We start from the raw sequence: 19,520 nt of genomic DNA, 5'->3' as shown, positions 1-19,520 counted from the left end.
AACCGGGTGGTGTCCCTCATAAATTCGATGTAGAAAAACAGCAACAATTTATTGAATACTATGAAAATCTTAAAGTTGCCGCGAAAGATGAACCCATCCTTTTCCTTGACGCTGTTCACCCGACTCAAGGCACCAAACTCGGTTATGGCTGGATGCGGAAAGGCGAGAAAAAAACAGTCAAAACAACAGGAAGCCGGACTCGCCTGAATATATTGGGCGCGCTCAACCTGAATGCCATTGGTCGTACCGTGTTCCAGGAATATCAGACCCTCAATGACTACAACATTTGCTGTTTTTTCAATGAAATAAGGAAGTCTTATCCTGACTATCATCAAAAAATTCACCTTATTGTGGATGGGGCGGGTTACAACAAAGCTCATCTTGTGAAGGAGTGGGCTTATGTTAGCAATATTGAGTTACATTACCTTCCTCCCTATAGCCCAAATTTAAACCCAATAGAGCGATTATGGAAGGTCATGAATGAACAGGTTCGAAATAACCGTTATTTCGCGGATAAACATGAATTTCGAGACAACGTCTTCAAATTTTTCACCACAACGCTACCGGATATAGCGGACTCGCTGATGTCTAGAATTAACGACCATTTTCAGGTGCTAAAAACTGCATCTTGAAGTTTCTTGGGTATATANCCATGAAATCGTGGCCTATGTTGCTCAGCTCTGGAAGATTACCTTTAGCATTCCCGGCATGAATAAATGGCTACACCGTCAGGGGTTTTCTTATAAAAAACCTTGTGGTGTCCCTCATAAATTCGATGTAGAAAAACAGCAACAATTTATTGAATATTATGAGAATCTTAAAGTCACAGCGAAAGACGAACCCATCCTTTTTCTTGACGCTGTTCACCCGACTCAAGGCACCAAACTCGGTTATGGCTGGATGCGGAAAGGCGAGAAAAAAACAGTCAAAACAACAGGAAGCCGGACTCGCCTGAATATATTGGGCGCGCTCAACCTGAATGCCATTGGTCGTACCGTGTTCCAGGAATATCAGACCATCAATGACTACAACATTTGCTGTTTTTTCAATGAAATAAGAAAGTCTTATCCTGACTACCATCAAAAAATTCACCTTATTGTGGATGGAGCGGGTTACAACAAAGCTCATCTTGTGAAGGAGTGGGCTTATGTTAGCAATATTGAGTGACATTACCTTCCTCCCTATAGCCCAAATTTAAACCCGATAGAACGATTATGGAAGGTCATGAATGAACAGGTTCGAAATAACCGTTATTTCGCGGATAAACATGAATTTCGAGACAACGTCTTCAAATTTTTCACCACAACGCTACCGGATATAGCGGACTCGCTGATGTCTAGAATTAACGACCATTTTCAGGTGCTAAAAACTGCATCTTGAAGTTTCTTGGGTATATACCCTGAATGTAACACCATCTGCTGTAGCATCATATGTTTGTTGACCTTTAGCTATAGCTTGTTTATAACCGCTGACAGCAGCTTGTTGACCTAACTCCAACATTTTCTGATCAGTAAAAATTTTGGGATTATAGATAGTCTTTTCAAATGGTTTTAAACCATTACCTTTGTGAGTTTCTGTAAAACTCCCAGAAGCATCTTTAGCAGGTACTCTATATTCGATATGCATTATTCCATTAACACCAGTAGGCGTTTCACCGACGATTTGTATTCCTTTGTCTTTTACAACACCATAAAAAACATCTGCATTGTGCCCGCCCGCAATTCCTGATTTTTGGGTAAATCCATCTACAGTTGCTAAATGCTTCGGCTGATTAATCTGAAAACTCATGCCATCAGGGTATGTAACAGTTGTCGCTCCCTTTCCAGCATACAACTTCTCATTTTCGATCAAGCTAGCTACAGCATCAGTATCAGGTTTAGCATTTTTTAACAGCGGTTTTGAGGTATGACTCAATCCTTCTGCCAGATCCTTGGCACCTTCTTTGGTGTTACCTAATACTTTTACCGTTCACCTGCCGCCACTGCGGTGACGGCAATCGCAGCATTCCGCTGCGCAATGACACACTCTTCGGCGACCTTAATAATCAACGCTGCCGATTGACCGTTAAAAAATCAGTGATACAGACCAGTAAACCACCCAGTGAGCCGGTTTCAGGTGGTCAGGGTAAGTGAGTGGTTTGCCAACAGTTATCGCCTGATTGAATCGGCGGTTCGTTAGTGAGAAGCCAAGTGCGGTGCCAGTGACATTACCGCCATCAATTTGTCCTGCTTTTCCTCGTAACCATCCCGTATCCAACGCCCCGGTTAAGGTGAGTTCACCCAGTACAGGAAGCTCTGCCATTCGCCAGTTCAGCTCATTGCGCCAATATCCGCCGCGGTTGCCGGTGAGAGATTGCTCTTTAAATCCCCTGACGGAATATTGTCCTCCCAGCGAGAGGCGTTCGCTGGCGTAAAGGTTGTCGGGTGTGGTCTGGCCGTAAAGGGATGAGAGGTAATAAATGGAATCCGTGACTGGCATAAAATAGCTGGCACTCAGGCTAAATTTACGGAATTGACTCCGTGGAGCATCCGGGAAATGGGGATCCTCTTTTGTCGCACTGAACACCGGTAAACCGTGGCTGATTGCCGGGTTAAACGTGATATAGCCACCTGCCAGTACTGAACTGTAGTTAATGCCAAGGTTGATAGAGCTTAACGTCGGGCTGCTGATGGATAATTTCTCTCCTGCCAGCAAATTGGTCGTTTGGCGGCGCATCAATCCCAGATCCAGCGCCAGCTTCTGTTCGCCATCACGGTATAACGCCCGGTTTATTGCCAGCCGGTGCGTCTGGCTGTCGCCTTCGTAGCGATAGGCTTGCGAGTCAGCCGGAATATTCTGAAAAGAGTCATTCCACGCATACTGATAACTGAACAACCAGTAGCCATAAGGGATCGTTACATTAGAAGTGAGGCTTCGGTTTTGGTGGCTATGGCGAAAATCACTGTTATGGCTGGCAGACAATGACCACTGATCAGCGAGATGTAATGGATTATCCAGGTTCACACTGGCATTGATTTGCCCGGTGCCGGTACTTTTCTGGCCACTGTTATCCCCACCCAAGCTGGCACTGATCGGTAAACGTGTCGAGGTTCGTTTTAAGATAACCGCAGAATAACCGGGTTGTTTTCCTGGCTGAATATCAATGGCGACCTGTTGGGAGGGCAGGCGGTTCAGGCGCTCCATGCCTTGTTCAATATCTCGCAGATTGAGTGTTTTGCCAATCATGCCCGGAAAGGCCATTTTGAGTGAGTGTGGTGTTTCATCATCAAGGCTGATTGACTCAATTTTGCCTTCATTCACGGTAATCATGAGGGTACCGGAGGATAAATCCTGCGCTTTGAGGTCGGCACGGGAAGTGACATAACCCCGTTTGATATAGGCATTCGATACTTTACGCACCAGCTCATTAATCTCTTGCAAAGTTAAACAATGAGATAAGTAAGGGTGAATCACGTTCTGTTTGACTGACTTTGACAAGCTTTCTGCACCCACAAATTCAATCTGTTGAATGGTGTGGCAAACAAATTCAGCTGCATCCGACGTTAAAACGGGGGATGGGGATACGGTGATATTGTTACGCAGCGCTTCCCGCTGTTGTTGGGCTTGCTGCAACAAGGCTTTTTGTTGTTGCGTGATAGTTTCTTGATCCGCCGAGCTGACAGGAATTGCCGCCTGTGCCAGTGCGGAGATTGTCAGCAGAATAAGCCCAGTCAGGCTGCGGTGATAAAACGGTAATTTTCCCATAGATGATAATTAAAAATTTGATAATGATATTATTAAACTATTCTAATGTGGTATTAATTTCCCGTCTGAGTGGGCAGTGTGAAATGTGATCAATATCTGGATCTTTAATCCTGACAATGGGAAATCGGATATATTAAATGCTGTAAAGTGGTGATAAGAATGAAGGTAATTTTTTATACACCAATATCAATTCTTCAAGTTGCTTAATGGTATTGCGTCCCAAATCCAGCAGGCGTGCGATATCCTGCTGACTATTCTCCAGCGCATTTGTTGACCGGTAAGCGAGTAACGGTGTCAGTTTTCAAGCGTGATTTGATTGTTTAGCGGTGTTTTTAAATAGACTGGTTGACTAAAAGTTTGAAAAATTTTACGCGCTTTTAATGATTCAAGGCACAGATTTAAATAAAAAGTGTTTAAATTTTAAAAAAGAGATTTATTTTATATTTAGGATATCTTTTTTTACGCTTTTTATCCTGGTTTCATTAAAATAGGTTCGTCATGTGATTTTATATTTTCATTTAACTCCATTCACTCATATTTATTTAAATGATGTTTAGATAAATCGGTAAATTAATTTAATAACGTCTTATTATATTAACAATAGTGAAAATTCTGTCGGATTAACCATCCAAAAAGGTTGTAATGACTAAGTGGGTATTTAAGCGTTTAATCACATTAAAGGTGTAAAAAGAGGAATAACTTAAATAAAATGGTAGAAAAGCAATGCTATTGGACAGGGTAAAATAGTGTAAAACGAGTTTAAACGGATGTATTTAATGTATCGTAGTGTCGCATAATAAATTCAACATAACAACGATGTCAGTAATCCAGTTCGTATTCTGTTGCGTCGTTTATTTTCAGGTTTTGTTATTCCTGTTTTTGATGAATAATTATTTAACTGGTTGATGAAAAATTTATCTACAGTTGAAAGTGTTATTAAAGTCGGTTACTTTTTTAAAATATACTGTCTGATTAAACCTATTATATACTCTTGTTTGTCATTTTTTACGGGTATATATTAATAAATTCATTATTTTTTCTCACTTTTCACTGATGGTTTTATGATGGGCTGGTTTTAAGATGTTATTAAAATCCATTTTTTAACCTCTGGTTTTATTAAGTTTAATCAACGTTAACCATGCTCGATTTTTATCTTTTCTGACGCTGTTTTACTGGTGATTCTGAGCAGCTTTTATAAGTTTTTTATCTTCATAAATAAACACATAAATAGTTTTATGATATAAATATACCTTATGTTTTTTCGGATATTCAACATTTTTTTAAGAGTTTAAATCCTGTCAGATTAACCGCTTTATCCCTTTATTATAAAGAAACGACTAAAAATCACATTCATATCAGGTTTTTAAGATAATATTCTTTTTCTCGATGATTTATTTTCAACTCGCTGCTAATGGTGATAGTGAATGGACTTCGATTAAACTTAATTAACATCCTTTTTAAAATTTCACTTATAGTTAAAGCTGTCTTTTATATAAAATCTTTAATATCTCTGTTTTCATTCTTTTAAATAGCCATGGCAGGGCAGTTAAATGTAAAATAACCGGAGGATAACATTGTCGGTGAATACATTAAACATAACAGGGAATACGCCGTTTTTAGTGATTCTGTACCTTTTCAAAATCTGGTATTAATGGATACCTGTTTTTTTATCCTCAGATAACTCATCACCGAAAAGAAAACAGCTTGCCAATCGTCCAAAAAGGGAAAAAAATCCCAGCTTTTTTATAACTGGGATCTTGATTTAACTGGTACAACGACTAAGCGCGAGCTTCAGCCCCGCACCGATCTCAGCAATCGAATCTTCTTTTTCCATCAAACAAGTTACGGCATGGGTATCAGATTTAGCATTGCTTAACAGCGGGTTTGAGGCATGACTCAATCCTTCTGCCAAATCCTTGGCACCTTCTTTGGTGTTACCTAATACCTTTACCGTGCCAGCAGCCAAAACTCCGGTTCCAACCGCCGCCTCCGGCGCAATCGCATCAGCGACAAAAATACCCACGTTATTCAGGCATAGCGCCGGATTCGTTTTACAGCCTTCAAGCGCAACACGCCCTGCCGTTGCCATTTCAGCCGAGGCGGCAATCAGTATCTGACAGCCATAAACCAGCGCATAACCGCCTGCCGCCACCGCGGTGACGGCAATCGCCGCATCCTGCCGTGCAATGACGCGCGCTTCCGCAGCTTTATCCCCTTTTCCTGCCGCTAATCTGACTGGAACAACTCGGTTTTTATGCTGGCAAACCAGTTGTCATAAAAATAGAAGAATATAGCCCACGATTGAATGAACCGCACCTTAATCAATTAGTGTCTAACTTTTGGGGTGCAATTCACATGACCGGGGAATATTGATTTTATATTGGTATTTTTGCCAGTAGCTCATTAACCTTATCTGTATCTTCTGGATGAAGCTCAAGATACTTTTCACCAGCTAATCTGACATAGTGATAACAGGTTTCTTCACTGACTGTTATTGTATCTTCATCAGTTGGCGGATAACCAACAGCAAACTGAACACCTTCAAAATGATCTTCTTCATCATAGCTGTTCATATCTGGAAAATGGCAATATGCGCCATCGGTACTAAATCCTATTTTTTTAATAAGATAACCTATAGCCTCTAAAAGTCGATTATCACTATACATAACATCAAAATACGTTGTAATCATCTCATTAGAATCATAGTTGATTTGTTCAAATAATTTAATATTCATTATCTACCTTATTTGGGATGAAAATATGGAGATAATTGGTTGGAATATAACGGTAACATATCTATACCCTATGGATTTCAAGATGCATCGCGACGGCAAGGGAGTGAATCCCCGGGAGCATAGATAACTATGTGACTGGGGTGAACGAGTGCAGCCAACAAAGAGGCAACTTGAAAGATGACGGGTATATAGTCCGGCCATCTTCATCATACAATTCAACCTCATATGCTTCTTCCTGCTCAGAATAAACATCAACAATGGCTCCCTTCATTCCAGCTTTAAATCCGCGCTCAGGAATGCCTGAAATTAAAATAACAACATCAAAAAGAAAATATTTCATACCTAATCTCACTTTACATAGAGCATTGTTAATCTAGGTGTTGATGATCCAAGATCATATATCCAACCTGTACGAACAATCGCTGTTTTGCCATTCAACCCAGTAATTGGCATGTCAATAGTTATTCTTTGACCAAACTTATCAACATTACCAATAATAGAAGAATATAGCCCCGATTGGATGAATTGCACCTTAGTCAGTTAGGGTCTAACTTTTGGGGTGCAGTTAACTAACAATCAAGGATTAGTAATCATTGCTGATATATTACTTCATAGCCATTGTTCAATTCAGTTTGTAGCTTTTCTCGCAGATATTGACCTTTCTCCTTAAAAACTGTTTCTGCTTCTGGGGTTGAAAATCCAGAACTTAAGGGATCATCCAAATTTAATGTTTCATCATATTGTTTAGACCAATTATTTAATTCTTCTTTAAGAGAATCACTAATTGGTAAAACATCAGGATCAATATTCCCAACCTCATCATCTGAATCAAGCCATAATGGATAACAATCGTAATCAACCATTAATTTTATTCTTTTCATCTATTTACTCCCTGCAACTATGTCCAATCCAACGAACCGTCATCCGAAACCCAAACTATCCCTCCAGGACATTCTTCAAATGTGAACCATAGACCATAATATAATTCCTCTTCGGTCTTAGGAAAAACAACCCGAAAATGCGTCAATTGCTCGTCGGTGGTACCTTCCAAAAACACACCGTTTTTAGCAAGTTTGATTTTGTTTTCTTTTAACAACCGCTCAATAAACTCCAAAAAATAGTTCTTTCTCTCTTCAAAAGAAAGGTTAATTTTGTTTAAGTTATTTGCACACATAGCCCCCCAAATAGTACTCGGGGAACTCCCTTCTAACTCATCTCGAAATACTTTATATTCATCATCATGAAATAACATATTAATTCCTTATTGAAACTTTATTTCCACAGGTTTCTTAACCTTATCTTGCAATTTTCCTATTTGCTCATCACCAATAATTTCAATCGTCCAGCGTGCTTTAGTTCTATCTGCACTGGTTGAAACTTTACGCAAGTTTACGGTACTACCGTTTGCTAACTTGGCATAATAACGACCAAGTTTATTAGGTATTTCTGTGAAAGGTACTCCACCCGTTAAACTTTCTGCATAAGCGCGAATATTCTGCTCAGTCAATTTTTCGGTCGCAAACACTTTAACATTACCAGCTTTGTTGCTACCTCCTTCACCTAACACTTGCTTAAATTTTTGTCCAAAAACCATTAAATCACTTTCGGTATTATTACGGTCAAAAATATTAAGAATATCTTCTTTATGTATCTTTTGAACTGTTTGCAGAGCATCAAGAGTTGATTTTGACAGTACATCACTTTTCATTTCAGCTTGAATGATCTGTGCAACTGCTTTTTCTTCGAACTTCCCAGTTTTCGATAAAACACTCGCGGATTCATTTAACGCTTTTGTCAATGCACTGGCGCTCTCTTTGCTTTTATCCAAAATAAGAACAGAGTTAGACACCAAAACTCCGGTCCCAACCGCCGCTTCTGGCGCAATCGCATCAGCAACAAAAATGCCCACGTTATTCAAGCATAGCGCCGGATTCGTTTTACAGCCTTCAAGCGCAACACGCCCTGCCGTTGCCATTTCAGCCGAGGCGGCAATCAGTATCTGACCGCCATAAACCAGCGCGTAACCGCCTGCCGCCACCGCGGTGACGGCAATCGCCGCATCCTGCCGTGCAATGACGCGCGCTTCCGCAGCTTTATCCCCTTTTCCTGCCGCTAAGATGTCTTTTTGATTATCTACCGATAACTGATACAACATGTGCTCAGTCATGTTGTCTAGCTGTGTTTAGAATGACTGAGAATTAAGTCATTTAATCCCTACACGACTTAAGTATTATCCCCGTAGGTTAATGTTGATGGATTAAGGACAAATAACAGCCTCGGTACAAGTCACAATAACTAGAGCAATCTTCACTCCTCAGATACAGGCTTAATCCATAAGGACATTAGTGAATCATTTCTAAGTGCCATTGCTACATTATCAGCAAACTGAATAACAGTTATTCCACCAATCAATTCATCATCACCGATACATATCCACTTTGTAGATGGATCCCTAAATGCAGGCCACAAATTTATATTTGGGATGTCCATAGCAACACCTTGAATTAACTTAGTATTGTTAAGATAAACGAAGATCTCACCAGGTAACATAGTGGGAATTATTAGTTCTCTTGATTCACAATGCTGCAATGGATATAAACCCCACGGGTAAAGTAATTTACCTGATTCAACCCCTACTTCAATTTGAAGTGTCCCAATAGTTAAAGATGTACATCCTTGATTACCTGTTTTCCTTTCAACTTCAACCTCAGAATAATCAATAAAATCTATCGAATACTCAGACTCTCGATAGATAAGTTTGCCCTGTAGAGGTTTGACACAAAGTTTCCATAAGAAATTCATGTTTTGCATTATTGACCACTTTTGAATAAGAAATGAAGCACAGTATTAGTTTTGGGATCAACAACTAACTCATAAGTTCCCTCGCTACCATTCATCATTCCAGGGACATCCCATCTTAAAGACTTATTAAGCAAATTTTTAGTCGCATTAACCGCTACATAACCCAGTTACTCTAATTGATAGTCAAATTTATCAGCTAGCTTAAAATTGATATCTTGTTCTTTGACCCGATTAAATACAGTAATAATTTTTTTAAAAATATCGCCCAAATACTGATGAGAAGATTCAGAATTTAGCCAAACAATTGTTACTGGACGTTCAATATCATTACTTAAACGATCCCATAACGCATCAAGATTATTCCCATAATAAGGGCCAAATTCTAACTGTTCAGATAGTACTTTATGAAAATCACTCTCTGAACAGATGTTTTTTCCATCTAAAATAATTTTATGATCTCTCATTTCCACTTACCTATTGAAATAGCCGTTGCGTAATGATCAACGGTGATATATAACAAACCATCATTAGAATACAGCAATCGAGTTCCTGGTTGATTACCACGAGACATCGTATTATCCAATCCTATGTCAGCCTCACGCCATACTCGGCTAGGAGAGGATGGTAGTAGGTTATTTGAATTCTCAAAGATATCTCCACCTAATTGACCTCCAGGTGTAGTATTATTGAGAGCCTTTCCAGGCTTCCAACCATTACCTACCGCTTGGTTCTTGGTGACATAATTTTTCGGCAACTGACCTGTAGTTTTCAAACTTTCCACTACTTCATTTGCAGCTTGAGTTGTTTTCAGATCCATCTTAAGGCCAGCGTAATTAGCAGCATTATGAGCTGCATTATTCATGCTTTTAGCAGTGCTCGCTACCACAATTTTCGCAGCCGCTGCTTCCGCCGCAGTTTTACCCACATCTATTATGTCAGCCACACCACCCGGTGTTAATGCCTCAGCGACCTGCATACCCGCATGACTCAATCCTTCTGCCAAATCCTTGGCACCTTCTTTGGTGCTACCTAATACTTTTACCGTTCCCGCAGCCAAAACACCCGTTCCAACCGCCGCTTCTGGCGCAACCGCATCAGCAACAAAAATGCCTACGTTATTCAGGCACAGCGCCGGATTGGTTTTACAGCCTTCAAGTGCAACACGCCCTGCCGTTGCCATTTCAGCCGAGGCGGCAATCAGTATCTGACCGCCATAAACCAGCGCATAACCGCCCGCCGCTACTGCGGTGACGGCAATCGCCGCATCCTGCCGCGCAATGACGCGCGCTTCCGCAGCTTTATCCCCTTTTCCTGCCGCTAAGATGTCTTTTTGATTCTCTACCGATAACTGATACAACATGTGCTCAGTCATGTTATTACGATAGACAAGCTCCGCGCTGTTTGCCGCACTGTAAGCGCCTTCCGGGGTATGGCTAATCAGGGCACCTGATAATGCCCCGATAAATTTGGCTGTCTGGGCCTTAACTTCATTACCCGTCAGCGCTTCCTGAATTTTATGGATTTGTCGCTCGGTTTCATTTTTATACGCCGGTTCAAATAGCCGGCTTTCCATTGTGATTGCCGCTAATTCAGCCGCCAGCGCACCTACAGCCGCCCCTTTAGCATCCCCGCCGGCGATTTCAGCGCTAATGCCTGCCACAACCGCATGGCTCAATATCTTACCTGAGTGGCCTAAAATCTCCCCGTTATCACCAATCAGTTTGGCACCTTCCGCATTAATCTGATTACCGATATTGCTCAACAACGCGGTTTGCAGGTTATCCGTAAAACTGCCGCCGTTAATCGCCGTCCCTATTGTCGAGCTGACGATGGATTGCGCCGCAACACGCTGGGCCACCTGACTCCAATTCTGATTACTCAATAAAGGAAGCTGCGCTTTTAGCGGATCGACAACGCCTTTTCCCTCCACTAATTTTCCCCAGCCCATCGTGTGGTCTAAGCCCCCTAATGCACCACCCACGGCGATTTGGGTCACGAGGGATTTGACGGCTTCGCGCTTCGCTAAGGCAGCCAGTGTCTTGGTGAGATCCCCTTTATTTTCAACTAAGGCCACCGCCGCCTGCGAGGTCAACCCGATCATTCCGCCATAAGCCGCCCCATAAACCGCGCTCGCCGTGGCTCCCGTAGCGCCTGTCGCCCCCACGGCACCACTTCCCGCCCAGGCCGCCAGGCCCGAACCCGCCGTGACCGCCGCGACCGCAATCGCAATCACCGCACCCACTACGGGGTTTAAGCTTTCGCTTTTTTTGTCCCAGCTACTGTAAGCGTCCTTAACCTGATTCCACTGGACATCATTGCGGCCTTGAAGATTTTTCAGCCATTCCGTACCGGGAGTGTGACTCAGTACCCCTAACGCGTCTTCCAGTAACTGCCCCTCTTTCACTTTCACATCCGCATTGATGCCTGTCGCCGCCTCCACCGTCAGCGTACCGCCAACATGCACTGACGGGATTATCCAAGTCTCCTCACGGTGACCTTTATCGCGCTGTGTAATAAAAAAGCCTTTTGATGTCGTGATGCTCTGCTCAAAATCAATATTGGGCATCGCCTTGAAGTTCACTTTCCCTGTCTGGCTGGTGATTTTCGCGTTTTTACCGGTTTCTATCCGACTCGCTTCCAATGTCACCTCATCTTTTGCCATCAGGTTAATATCACCCCCGGCCGTAAATTCTGTGACTTTGTTGGTCTTCTTGATTTGTATTCTATGTTCGGTTTTAGACCCAAACACTTTACACGACTTTATGGGCCCCAAACCTTTACAGCTTTTCTCTGTTTCTTCCCGCCTGTAGACTTCTTCCATCGCTTGCGCATAGAGAAAGCCACCTGTTGCCGCAATATCCATCACCCCTTTGGCGATTAACGCCGTCGCCTGGAATAAAATACTGCCCTGAGAGCGAATAGTTAATGCGCCACCACTATTCAGCCGACTGGCGTGTTGCGTAAAGCGCTCAATATTCCCCTCGCGGATAAATTCTTGTCGCGATTCAAAGCGAACATTGCCACCCGCGGACAGCAGCATATCACTGCCGGATGTCAAGCTGGCCCCGGAGGTCAGCAGGTTGCCTGCTGCAACTAGTGTGAGATTCTTGGCAGCATTGATGGCGCTGGTGGCATAAAGGTATTGTTTATCGCCATCATTAATCGGCGAATATTTCCGGGCAGAGAACAGTAAATCCCGACCAGCGTTAACCGAGACATTTCCTTTAGTCGATATTAATCTCGCGATACCCGCAATATCGCCCCCTGCACTGAGTTGCAGGTGATCACCCGCGGTAATTTGCGTACCTAATTCAGAGAATTTGTCTAATCCATCTAATTCGGATAAATAAAACAGGCTCTCTGGCGTATTGGGGCGAGAGATATCAATATCGCGACCCGCACTGAGCATGACTTGTTGCCCCGCCCGGATACCCGCTTGCCGCAACATTAAATCATTTCCCGCCAACAGATTAATATTGCCCGCCGCGTTCAATTGGCTTTGACTGGCATTCAGGTTACGACCCGCACTTAATGTCAGATTGTGTGATTTATCTAACCGGGTACCGGAAAGATCCAGATCGTTGCCTGCGGAAATCCGTAAATGATTATCGGCCGAAATTGAGGCTAATAACTCATAAGGCTGATTCCGCCCCATTTGGATGTCGCCTTCACGCACCAGAAGTTCAACATTTTCCCCTTTTAATTCTGCCTGACGGGCGGTGATATCTTTGCCCGCAATTAAGGTCAGATTTTTATTTGCCGCTAATTTAACCCGGTCGGCATTAATTTCATGACCCGCATTTAACGTTATATTGTTGGCTTTATCGAACAAAAGACCCTGGAGATCCAGTTTGTTGCTCGCGAACATCTGCACATTATTGCTGGCCGAAATACGCGAATCATGCCCGCCCATTTGAATGTTGCCTTCACGCGCGAGAAGCTCAATATTTTCCCCTTTCAGCTCGGTTTCACGGGCAGTGATACCTTTGCCCGCAATCAGTGTCAGATTTTTCTGCACGGCCAATTTAACCCGGCTGGTATCAATTTCATGACCCGCGTTTAACGTTATCGTGTTTGATTTATCGAACAAAAGACCATAGAGATCCAGTTTGTGATCCGCGAATATCCGCAAATTGTTGTCGGCCGAAATACGCGAACCGTCCCCCCACATCTGGATGTCGCCTTCACGCGTAAGCAGTTCAATATTTTCTCCCTTCAACCCGACTTGAAAAGCCTCAATATCTTTACCTGCAATCAAGGTCAGATTTCTTTTTGCCTCCAGTGTACTCTGGCCGGCATACATTCGACGCTCGGCGATGACGGACAGATCATTGCCCGCGTTGAGGTGCCCTATGTTAATAATTTCACCGGCATGCAGCAGAATATTTTTCGCCGAGATGAATGCCGTTCCGCGGAGTTGATGAATAAAATCAGCCACCACATTCAGATCGGCGGAGAGTTTACCGTCCATCCCGCGGTTAAAATCGTGACCGGTTAAGATGAGATTTTTCTTCGCATGAAACTGACTTTCATCATTATCCAGCTTCGTTGCATGGATATAAGCGTTCATTCCCGCCGCGACGCTGGCATCCCAGGCATTATTTAACGCTTTTGCGCGAATAATAATATCGCCGTTATGGGTTTTCAGTGTCGCTGAAGTGTTGTTAATTTCAGTGCTTAAATTACCGCTCGCGTCTTTTTGCAGCCAGAGATGATTATTTGCCTGAATCAGCCCCTTATACTGATTGTATAAATGGTCGATAAATAACCGCATGTCACCTTCTGCGATAATCTTACCGGTGTTGTTCAGCGTGTTCGCGGCAAGCGTGATCTCTTTCCCTGCCTGCACATGACTCTGTTCCGCCGTTTTAATGCTTTTACTGCTAACGGTGATATCCGTTTTGGCCTGTATATTGCCCAGAGTCACCTTACCATCCGCCGTCAGACTAATGTCGCCTTGCGTTGCCGTCAGGTTGGTCAGGTTAACTTCCTTACCCGCCTCAGTACTCACCAGACGGATTTTATTGGCATACATTCCCCCCAATGACCCGGTATCAATCGCTTTCCAAGAGGTATCACCCTCGCCTGCAATAGGGACAAGAATCCCGCGTTTGAAATCAATCCGGTTGGCCCCTTGTGTCAATGTCAGGTTTTTCGCCTGCACTTTGCCGTTAAGTATCGTCGCACGGCTGATAATGTCGACAGCATCCTGCGCCGTTGCGTCCAGCCCCTTTTCATCAAAGGTTATGACACCTTTTTTCACCTCTAAAGCCGCTAACGCGCCCTCTTTATCAAATACCGGTTTACCGGTCGATAAGGTGACAGCCGGGGTATTGATAAAACCACAACCATGACAGGTTATGCCGTTCGGGTTAGCGATGAAGACCGGGGCTTTTTGCCCCACCACTTCCAACAGACCCTGTAGATTTGAGGCTAAAGTCCCCACCACTTCATTAATAATCAACTCAGCCGATTGACCGTTGAAGTGAGGGTTCGCCCCAATTTGTCCCGCCAGTACAGATTGGGTAGCTTCGGTAGCATTATTGAGCACCAGCCCGGAAGCCCCAACATTAAACTCCCGATAACGGTTATGTGAAACACCCCGGGAATTCGGTGCCGCAATATGGATAATAGGCAGGTTATTTCTCACAGCAATCCGCGCTCGCTTATCCGCCAGTTGAATCCCGGGTATTCCACCAGCTATTTCTGGGATATTGATGGTCAGTTGGGGGGCATTATCTAATGCGAGGTCAATCAACGCCGAAGTCACCGGAGTATATCTCCCGTCGGCTAAGTGCAACGCGGTACTATATTGGGCGACTGCGGCCGTCCCTTCTGCCGATAATGCTGTCTCTGTTATATTGCTGTCGGCAATCAGCGCTAAATTGTTGCCAGCGGTGACCTTGCCAATATTAATCGAGCCACCACTGGTCAGGGTAATATCTTTCCCGGCGGTCAGGGAAATCCCATCCAACTTTATCCCCCCTCCAGCGTGAAGATCAATATTCTCATCCGCCGCCAAATGCTGATTAATACCAATCCACCCATTACTCGCCATAAAGATATTTTTCGCCCGATTAATTAGCGTATCTGAAAGCGATATTCCCTGTTCAGACAGAATACGCAGCGTATTAACCGCAGAAATAATAGGTAATACTTGTGTGCTTTCCGACGTGTCACTAGGTGAAACAGAAGTATTATAACTATTGGCAATCAAGGTAATGTCATGACCTGAAATATCCGTGCCACGCACCGTAAAACTGTTCTTTCCCTGTAGCAGAACCTGGTTCCCGGCGGTGATATTTCCCCCATCTAAAGACAAGGTTTTCGCTTTAATAGTGACATCACCGTCGGCACGAATTCGTCCCCAACTCTGCAATGTATCGGTTGTCAATATCAGATGTTGACCGGCTTGCATATGACTTTTTTTCACCATGTCAATGTCTTTACCGTTAACGGTGATATCCGTTTTGGCCTGTACATCCCCCAGAGTCACCTTGCCATCCGCCGTCAGACTGATGTCGCCTTGGGTTGCCGTCAGGTTGGTCAGATTGACAACCTTACCCGGCTCGGTACTCACCAGACGGATTTTATTGGCATACATTCCCCCTAATAACCCGGTATCAATCGCTTCCCAAGGGCCATAATCTTCCCCTGTCATGGGAACAAGGGTCCCGCGTTTGAAATCAATCTGGTTGGGACCTTGTGTCAATGTCAGGCTTTTCGCCTGGAGTTTACCGTTAAGCTTAGTGGTCCGGCTGATGATAGCGATCGAATCTTGCGCTGTTGCATCCAGTCCCTTTTCACCCAAGGTGATAGCGCCTTTTTTCACTTCCAAGGCCGCTAATGCGCCATCTTTATCAAATACCGGTTTACCGGTCGATAAGGTGACAGCCGGAGTATTAACAAAGCGACAACCATTACAGGTCATACCGTTCGGGTTAACAATGAAGACATTAGCTTTCTGCCCTGCAACTTCCAACAGCCCTTGCAGATTTGAGGCTAAGGTACCCACCACTTCATTAATAATCAGTTCAGCCGATTGACCGTTGAAGTGAGGGTTCGCCCCAATTTGTCCCGCCAGTACGGATTGGGTAGCTTCGGTAGCATTATTGAGCACCAGCCCGGAAGCCCCAACATTAAACTCCTGATAACGGTTATGTGAAACACCACGGGCGTTAGGTGCCGCAATATGAATAATAGGGTGATTGTTTTTCGAGGTGATCCGAGTTTGCTTATCCGCCAGTTTAATCCCTGGGACTTCTCCTTCTACTTCTGAGGCGTTTATGGTCAGTTGAGGAGCATGGCTTAACGCACATGCAATCAGCGCAGAAGTGACTGGCGTATATTTCCCTTCAACTGAGTTATACCTCTCTGACGGTGAATGTAACTCTGCGTTGTTTTTGACAATGGCAGTCACCCCTTTTGCCGACAAAGTTGCCTCAGTATCAATAATGTCACCACCAGCATTAAGGGTTAAATTATTGCCGGCAGTGATGATACTGCTCGCTATGGGTAATTGAAATTGTGGGTAAGATTGTTCGCCTTCCTCGTCATCAGCATTTTCATATTCATAATGCTTTTCATAACCCGTTCCGTGTTCATCTTCATATTCATAGGGGTCCTCTGCTGTGATTTTACTCACATCAAGCGTGCCGCCACTGGTCAGCGTGATATCTTTCCCCGCCGTCAAGGAAATGCTTCTCAGATCGACAATCTTTCCTGCATGGATCTCAATATTTTCATCCGCTTGCAATTGGCTGAGCTGGCGCAGACGCTGATTAATGAATGCTTGTTTAGCGCCGTCATTGAGTGAACTCTGCTCATCAATTAAATCACCAGAGGCATAAATCTCAAGCTTATCATTGGTTGCCAAAAAGATATTTTTCGCCCGGTTAATCAGAGTATCGGCGATATTAATAGGACCCTCGGCGATAATACGTAATATGTTATCAGCAGAAAGCGTGGTTAATACCCTTATTCCTTCCGGGGTATAGTCGTCTCCAGAGACAACAGACAGCAGCCCTCGGCTGGCAAGCAAGGTCACATCACGACCGGAGATATCATAGCCATTCACATCAAGATGTGACTTTCCATCCAGCATGACATGGTTCCCGGCTTTTAAATTCCCTTGAGCTAAATAGATTGTTTCTGCGTCAACGGCTAAGTTTTGTTCTGCCCTCATTGACGCACGATTCACTAAATCTCGGGCAGTGAGAGAAATGTTTTTCCCGGTGATTAACGCCAGATCAGTGGTTTTTTTTCCCGCTTTAATATGTTCTTTATCAAAATCAAAACGAAATGTATCTTGAAATGTCGCCGTCAGATCCCCACCAGCACTCAGTTTACCGATGATATTATCCTGACTGTCTTTTATCGCTTTGGTTGAAAAATTTTTGCCTGTCAGGGTGAGATTTTGTCCCGCGCTTAACTCACCAACATTATTTATCTCGTTCGCGGTAATGCTGTTGTTTTTACCCGCGGTAATAATCGGGTGGCTTTGCTTAGTCGGGTTTACGTTATCAAGTTGAGTCGCTTTAATCGTGACATCACCATCCGCCCGGATTTGGCCTTGATTCCTCAGTGTTTCGGTGGTCAAGATCAGATGTTGACCCGCTTGCACACGGCTTTGTGCCGCCGTTTCAATGGCTTTGCTGTTGATATTAATGTCCGTCTTGGCATGCACCTCCCCCAAGATAATTTTACCCTCAGCGGTTAAGCTGATAGCGTCCTGCGCTGTGGTCAGGTTGGTGAGATTAACCCCAACCCCGTCTTCAGTGGCAACCAGTCGGATTTTATTGGCATACATACCGCCTAAAGCTTTGGTATCAACCGCTAATTGCGGTTTTGCCCCTTCTCCGGCGATAGATTTCACCGTGCCGTCTTTCAAGCTGACACGGTTGGCCCCCTGAGTCAGCGACAGAGTGTTAGCCTGAATTTTTCCATTCAACTCCGCCGCCCGGCTGATGATATCGACATAATCCGTCGTCTTGCCGTCCAGCCCTTTGCCGCCAATGGTAATCTGGCCTTTTTTCACTTCCAGTGCTTCCAACGCACCCTGTTTATCAAATTGGGGTTTACCGGTGGTCAGGGTTGCGCTAGCGGTATTAATAAAACCACAACCATCGCAGGTAATGCCGTTAGGGTTGGCAATCATCACGTTGGCTTTATTGCCAACAATTTCCAACTGGCCTTGCAGGTCAGAGCGGCCACTGCCGGTGACTTCGTTAATAATCAGTTCCGCTGCTTTGCCTTTCAGGTTAGGGTTCGCGTTAAGTTGCCCTGCCAGTTGTGATTGAGCCGCCTGTGTCGCGTTATTAAGTACGGCCCCCTGCGTGGCAATATTGAACTCTTGATAGGTGTTGTGGGATATCCCTGCATCATTCGGTGTGGCGATATTCACCACCGGTACATTGCCCTGATTTTGTACCTGTGTGCGGTTGTTATCCGGTGTTATGCCGATAGCCATAGCCGGGTGCAATGGCTGGATTGCCGTCAGGTAAATTAAAAGATAACTTGTGACCCTAGCCATCGAGTTGTGGCGTTTATCCATCGTACTGTCCCTTTTCCTAATTTAAGTGTGACAAAGTCAGTCATGCTGACTAATAAATTACCCAATGAGGTATTAGCGGTTTCTCGTACCCGTGCGTTGATATCCTGCAAAGTTAAACCCGCAGATAAATAAGAATACATCGAGTGTTCTTGGTCTGACCGGGACAAACTTTCTGCCCCTGCAAATTCAATCCGGTGAATAATGTGACAAATAGATCCCAATGCACCCGATGTTGAAACATGTGTCCATTCGGATATTGTCCGCAGGATAAGTACTGCCAAGCTGCGGCGATAAAGCGATAATCTTTCCATAGAAAATATTTATAATTTGATAGTGGAATAATAAAACTATTCTAATATTGAATTATTTTCTTGTCTAAATCATCAGTACGAAATGCGATCAGCATCTGGATTTTTAATCCTGCTAATGGCGAATTTGATATATTAAATGCCAGAAAATCGCGATAAAGCTGGAGATATTAAATGGTGACAGAGTAGAAGGAAAAGACTAAGGATTGTGAATATCATACAATAATAATAAATTATTATATTAATAATAGTTTCAATTTTATATTAATGAAATATCATTACCCATAAAAACCTATTTAAATAAAATATCAATAAAAACATTTTATTAAATAAAAATAGCAATAATGAAAGATGCCGTTAGATTAGAAATAGCATGTA

At 43.6% G+C, this 19,520-nt stretch carries 12 protein-coding genes and 3 pseudogenes; 2 read left to right on the top strand and 13 right to left on the bottom strand.

The genetic code is table 11. From position 1 onward, the window contains the following. Together AACQ38_RS15090 and AACQ38_RS15085 are read left to right on the top strand one after the other, a co-directional pair. A partial coding sequence (locus tag AACQ38_RS15090) for an IS630 family transposase (protein WP_165578490.1) occupies window positions 1-632 on the top strand: 632 nt, incomplete at its 5' end. A 13-nt stretch (window positions 633-645) separates the two neighbouring features. After that, window positions 646-1,380, top strand: a pseudogene (locus tag AACQ38_RS15085) (IS630 family transposase); the annotation flags it as partial. Here AACQ38_RS15085 and AACQ38_RS15080 read toward each other — a convergent pair. The 13 genes and pseudogenes from AACQ38_RS15080 to AACQ38_RS15025 form a co-directional block, all read right to left on the bottom strand. After that, window positions 1,363-1,914, bottom strand: coding sequence for a CdiA family toxin C-terminal domain-containing protein (locus AACQ38_RS15080; protein WP_165578489.1), 552 nt, complete (start codon window positions 1,912-1,914; stop codon window positions 1,363-1,365). The pseudogene AACQ38_RS15085 and the gene AACQ38_RS15080 sit on opposite strands and share 18 nt — an antisense overlap. Window positions 1,915-2,064: 150 nt before the next feature. Further along, the gene (locus tag AACQ38_RS15075; protein WP_165578488.1) at window positions 2,065-3,744 is read right to left on the bottom strand and encodes a ShlB/FhaC/HecB family hemolysin secretion/activation protein; all 1,680 of its coding nucleotides are present in this window, start codon (window positions 3,742-3,744) and stop codon (window positions 2,065-2,067) included. Window positions 3,745-5,506: 1,762 nt separating this feature from the next. Then, window positions 5,507-5,896 (bottom strand): hypothetical protein, encoded by a 390-nt coding sequence (locus AACQ38_RS15070; protein ID WP_165578487.1) that lies wholly within the window; start codon window positions 5,894-5,896, stop codon window positions 5,507-5,509. 223 nt (window positions 5,897-6,119) lie between these two features. Continuing rightward, a complete protein-coding gene (gene cdiI, locus AACQ38_RS15065; RefSeq protein ID WP_165578486.1) occupies window positions 6,120-6,479 on the bottom strand; it encodes a ribonuclease toxin immunity protein CdiI in 360 nt (119 codons plus the stop codon). 348 nt (window positions 6,480-6,827) lie between these two features. Further along, window positions 6,828-7,010, bottom strand: a complete 183-nt coding sequence (locus AACQ38_RS15060) for a DUF6883 domain-containing protein (RefSeq protein WP_339367054.1) — start codon at window positions 7,008-7,010, stop codon at window positions 6,828-6,830. Between the two features lie 59 nt (window positions 7,011-7,069). Continuing rightward, window positions 7,070-7,360 carry a hypothetical protein gene (locus AACQ38_RS15055; protein ID WP_165578484.1) on the bottom strand — a complete coding sequence of 97 codons (291 nt, stop codon included), beginning with the start codon at window positions 7,358-7,360 and terminating at the stop codon, window positions 7,070-7,072. 17 nt (window positions 7,361-7,377) lie between these two features. Then, complete coding sequence (locus AACQ38_RS15050; RefSeq protein ID WP_040154117.1) at window positions 7,378-7,731, bottom strand: DUF596 domain-containing protein; 354 nt, start codon at window positions 7,729-7,731, stop codon at window positions 7,378-7,380. Between the two features lie 9 nt (window positions 7,732-7,740). Then, window positions 7,741-8,646, bottom strand: coding sequence for a DUF769 domain-containing protein (locus tag AACQ38_RS15045; RefSeq protein WP_165578483.1), 906 nt, complete (start codon window positions 8,644-8,646; stop codon window positions 7,741-7,743). Between the two features lie 140 nt (window positions 8,647-8,786). Next, a complete protein-coding gene (locus AACQ38_RS15040) occupies window positions 8,787-9,290 on the bottom strand; it encodes a hypothetical protein (protein ID WP_165578482.1) in 504 nt (167 codons plus the stop codon). Window positions 9,291-9,448: 158 nt separating this feature from the next. Beyond that, complete coding sequence (locus AACQ38_RS15035) at window positions 9,449-9,745, bottom strand: barstar family protein (protein WP_149617208.1); 297 nt, start codon at window positions 9,743-9,745, stop codon at window positions 9,449-9,451. Then, a pseudogene (locus tag AACQ38_RS24130) lies at window positions 9,742-11,385 on the bottom strand (DUF637 domain-containing protein); the annotation flags it as partial. The pseudogene AACQ38_RS24130 and the gene AACQ38_RS15035, both read right to left, overlap by 4 nt. 1,044 nt (window positions 11,386-12,429) lie before the next feature. Then, window positions 12,430-18,834, bottom strand: a pseudogene (locus tag AACQ38_RS15030) (two-partner secretion domain-containing protein); the annotation flags it as partial. Continuing rightward, a complete protein-coding gene (locus AACQ38_RS15025; RefSeq protein WP_165578481.1) occupies window positions 18,786-19,145 on the bottom strand; it encodes a hypothetical protein in 360 nt (119 codons plus the stop codon). The pseudogene AACQ38_RS15030 and the gene AACQ38_RS15025, both read right to left, overlap by 49 nt. Window positions 19,146-19,520 lie beyond the last annotated feature (375 nt).

It is taken from the genome of Photorhabdus sp. RW14-46, from assembly GCF_963887965.1.
Lineage (GTDB): Bacteria > Pseudomonadota > Gammaproteobacteria > Enterobacterales > Enterobacteriaceae > Photorhabdus > Photorhabdus laumondii.
The sequence above is the reverse complement of the archived record's forward strand: the minus strand, read 5'-3'. Positions and strand labels throughout refer to the sequence as shown.

Bases quoted from the DNA above. Each gene is read 5' to 3' on its own strand.
- AACQ38_RS15025 (WP_165578481.1), bottom strand. From the start codon at position 19,145: ATGGAAAGATTATCGCTTTATCGCCGCAGCTTGGCAGTACTTATCCTG.
- AACQ38_RS15075 (WP_165578488.1), bottom strand. From the start codon at position 3,744: ATGGGAAAATTACCGTTTTATCACCGCAGCCTGACTGGGCTTATTCTG.
- AACQ38_RS15035 (WP_149617208.1), bottom strand. From the start codon at position 9,745: ATGAGAGATCATAAAATTATTTTAGATGGAAAAAACATCTGTTCAGAG.
- AACQ38_RS15040 (WP_165578482.1), bottom strand. From the start codon at position 9,290: ATGCAAAACATGAATTTCTTATGGAAACTTTGTGTCAAACCTCTACAG.
- AACQ38_RS15055 (WP_165578484.1), bottom strand. From the start codon at position 7,360: ATGAAAAGAATAAAATTAATGGTTGATTACGATTGTTATCCATTATGG.
- AACQ38_RS15050 (WP_040154117.1), bottom strand. From the start codon at position 7,731: ATGTTATTTCATGATGATGAATATAAAGTATTTCGAGATGAGTTAGAA.
- AACQ38_RS15045 (WP_165578483.1), bottom strand. From the start codon at position 8,646: ATGACTGAGCACATGTTGTATCAGTTATCGGTAGATAATCAAAAAGAC.
- cdiI (WP_165578486.1), bottom strand. From the start codon at position 6,479: ATGAATATTAAATTATTTGAACAAATCAACTATGATTCTAATGAGATG.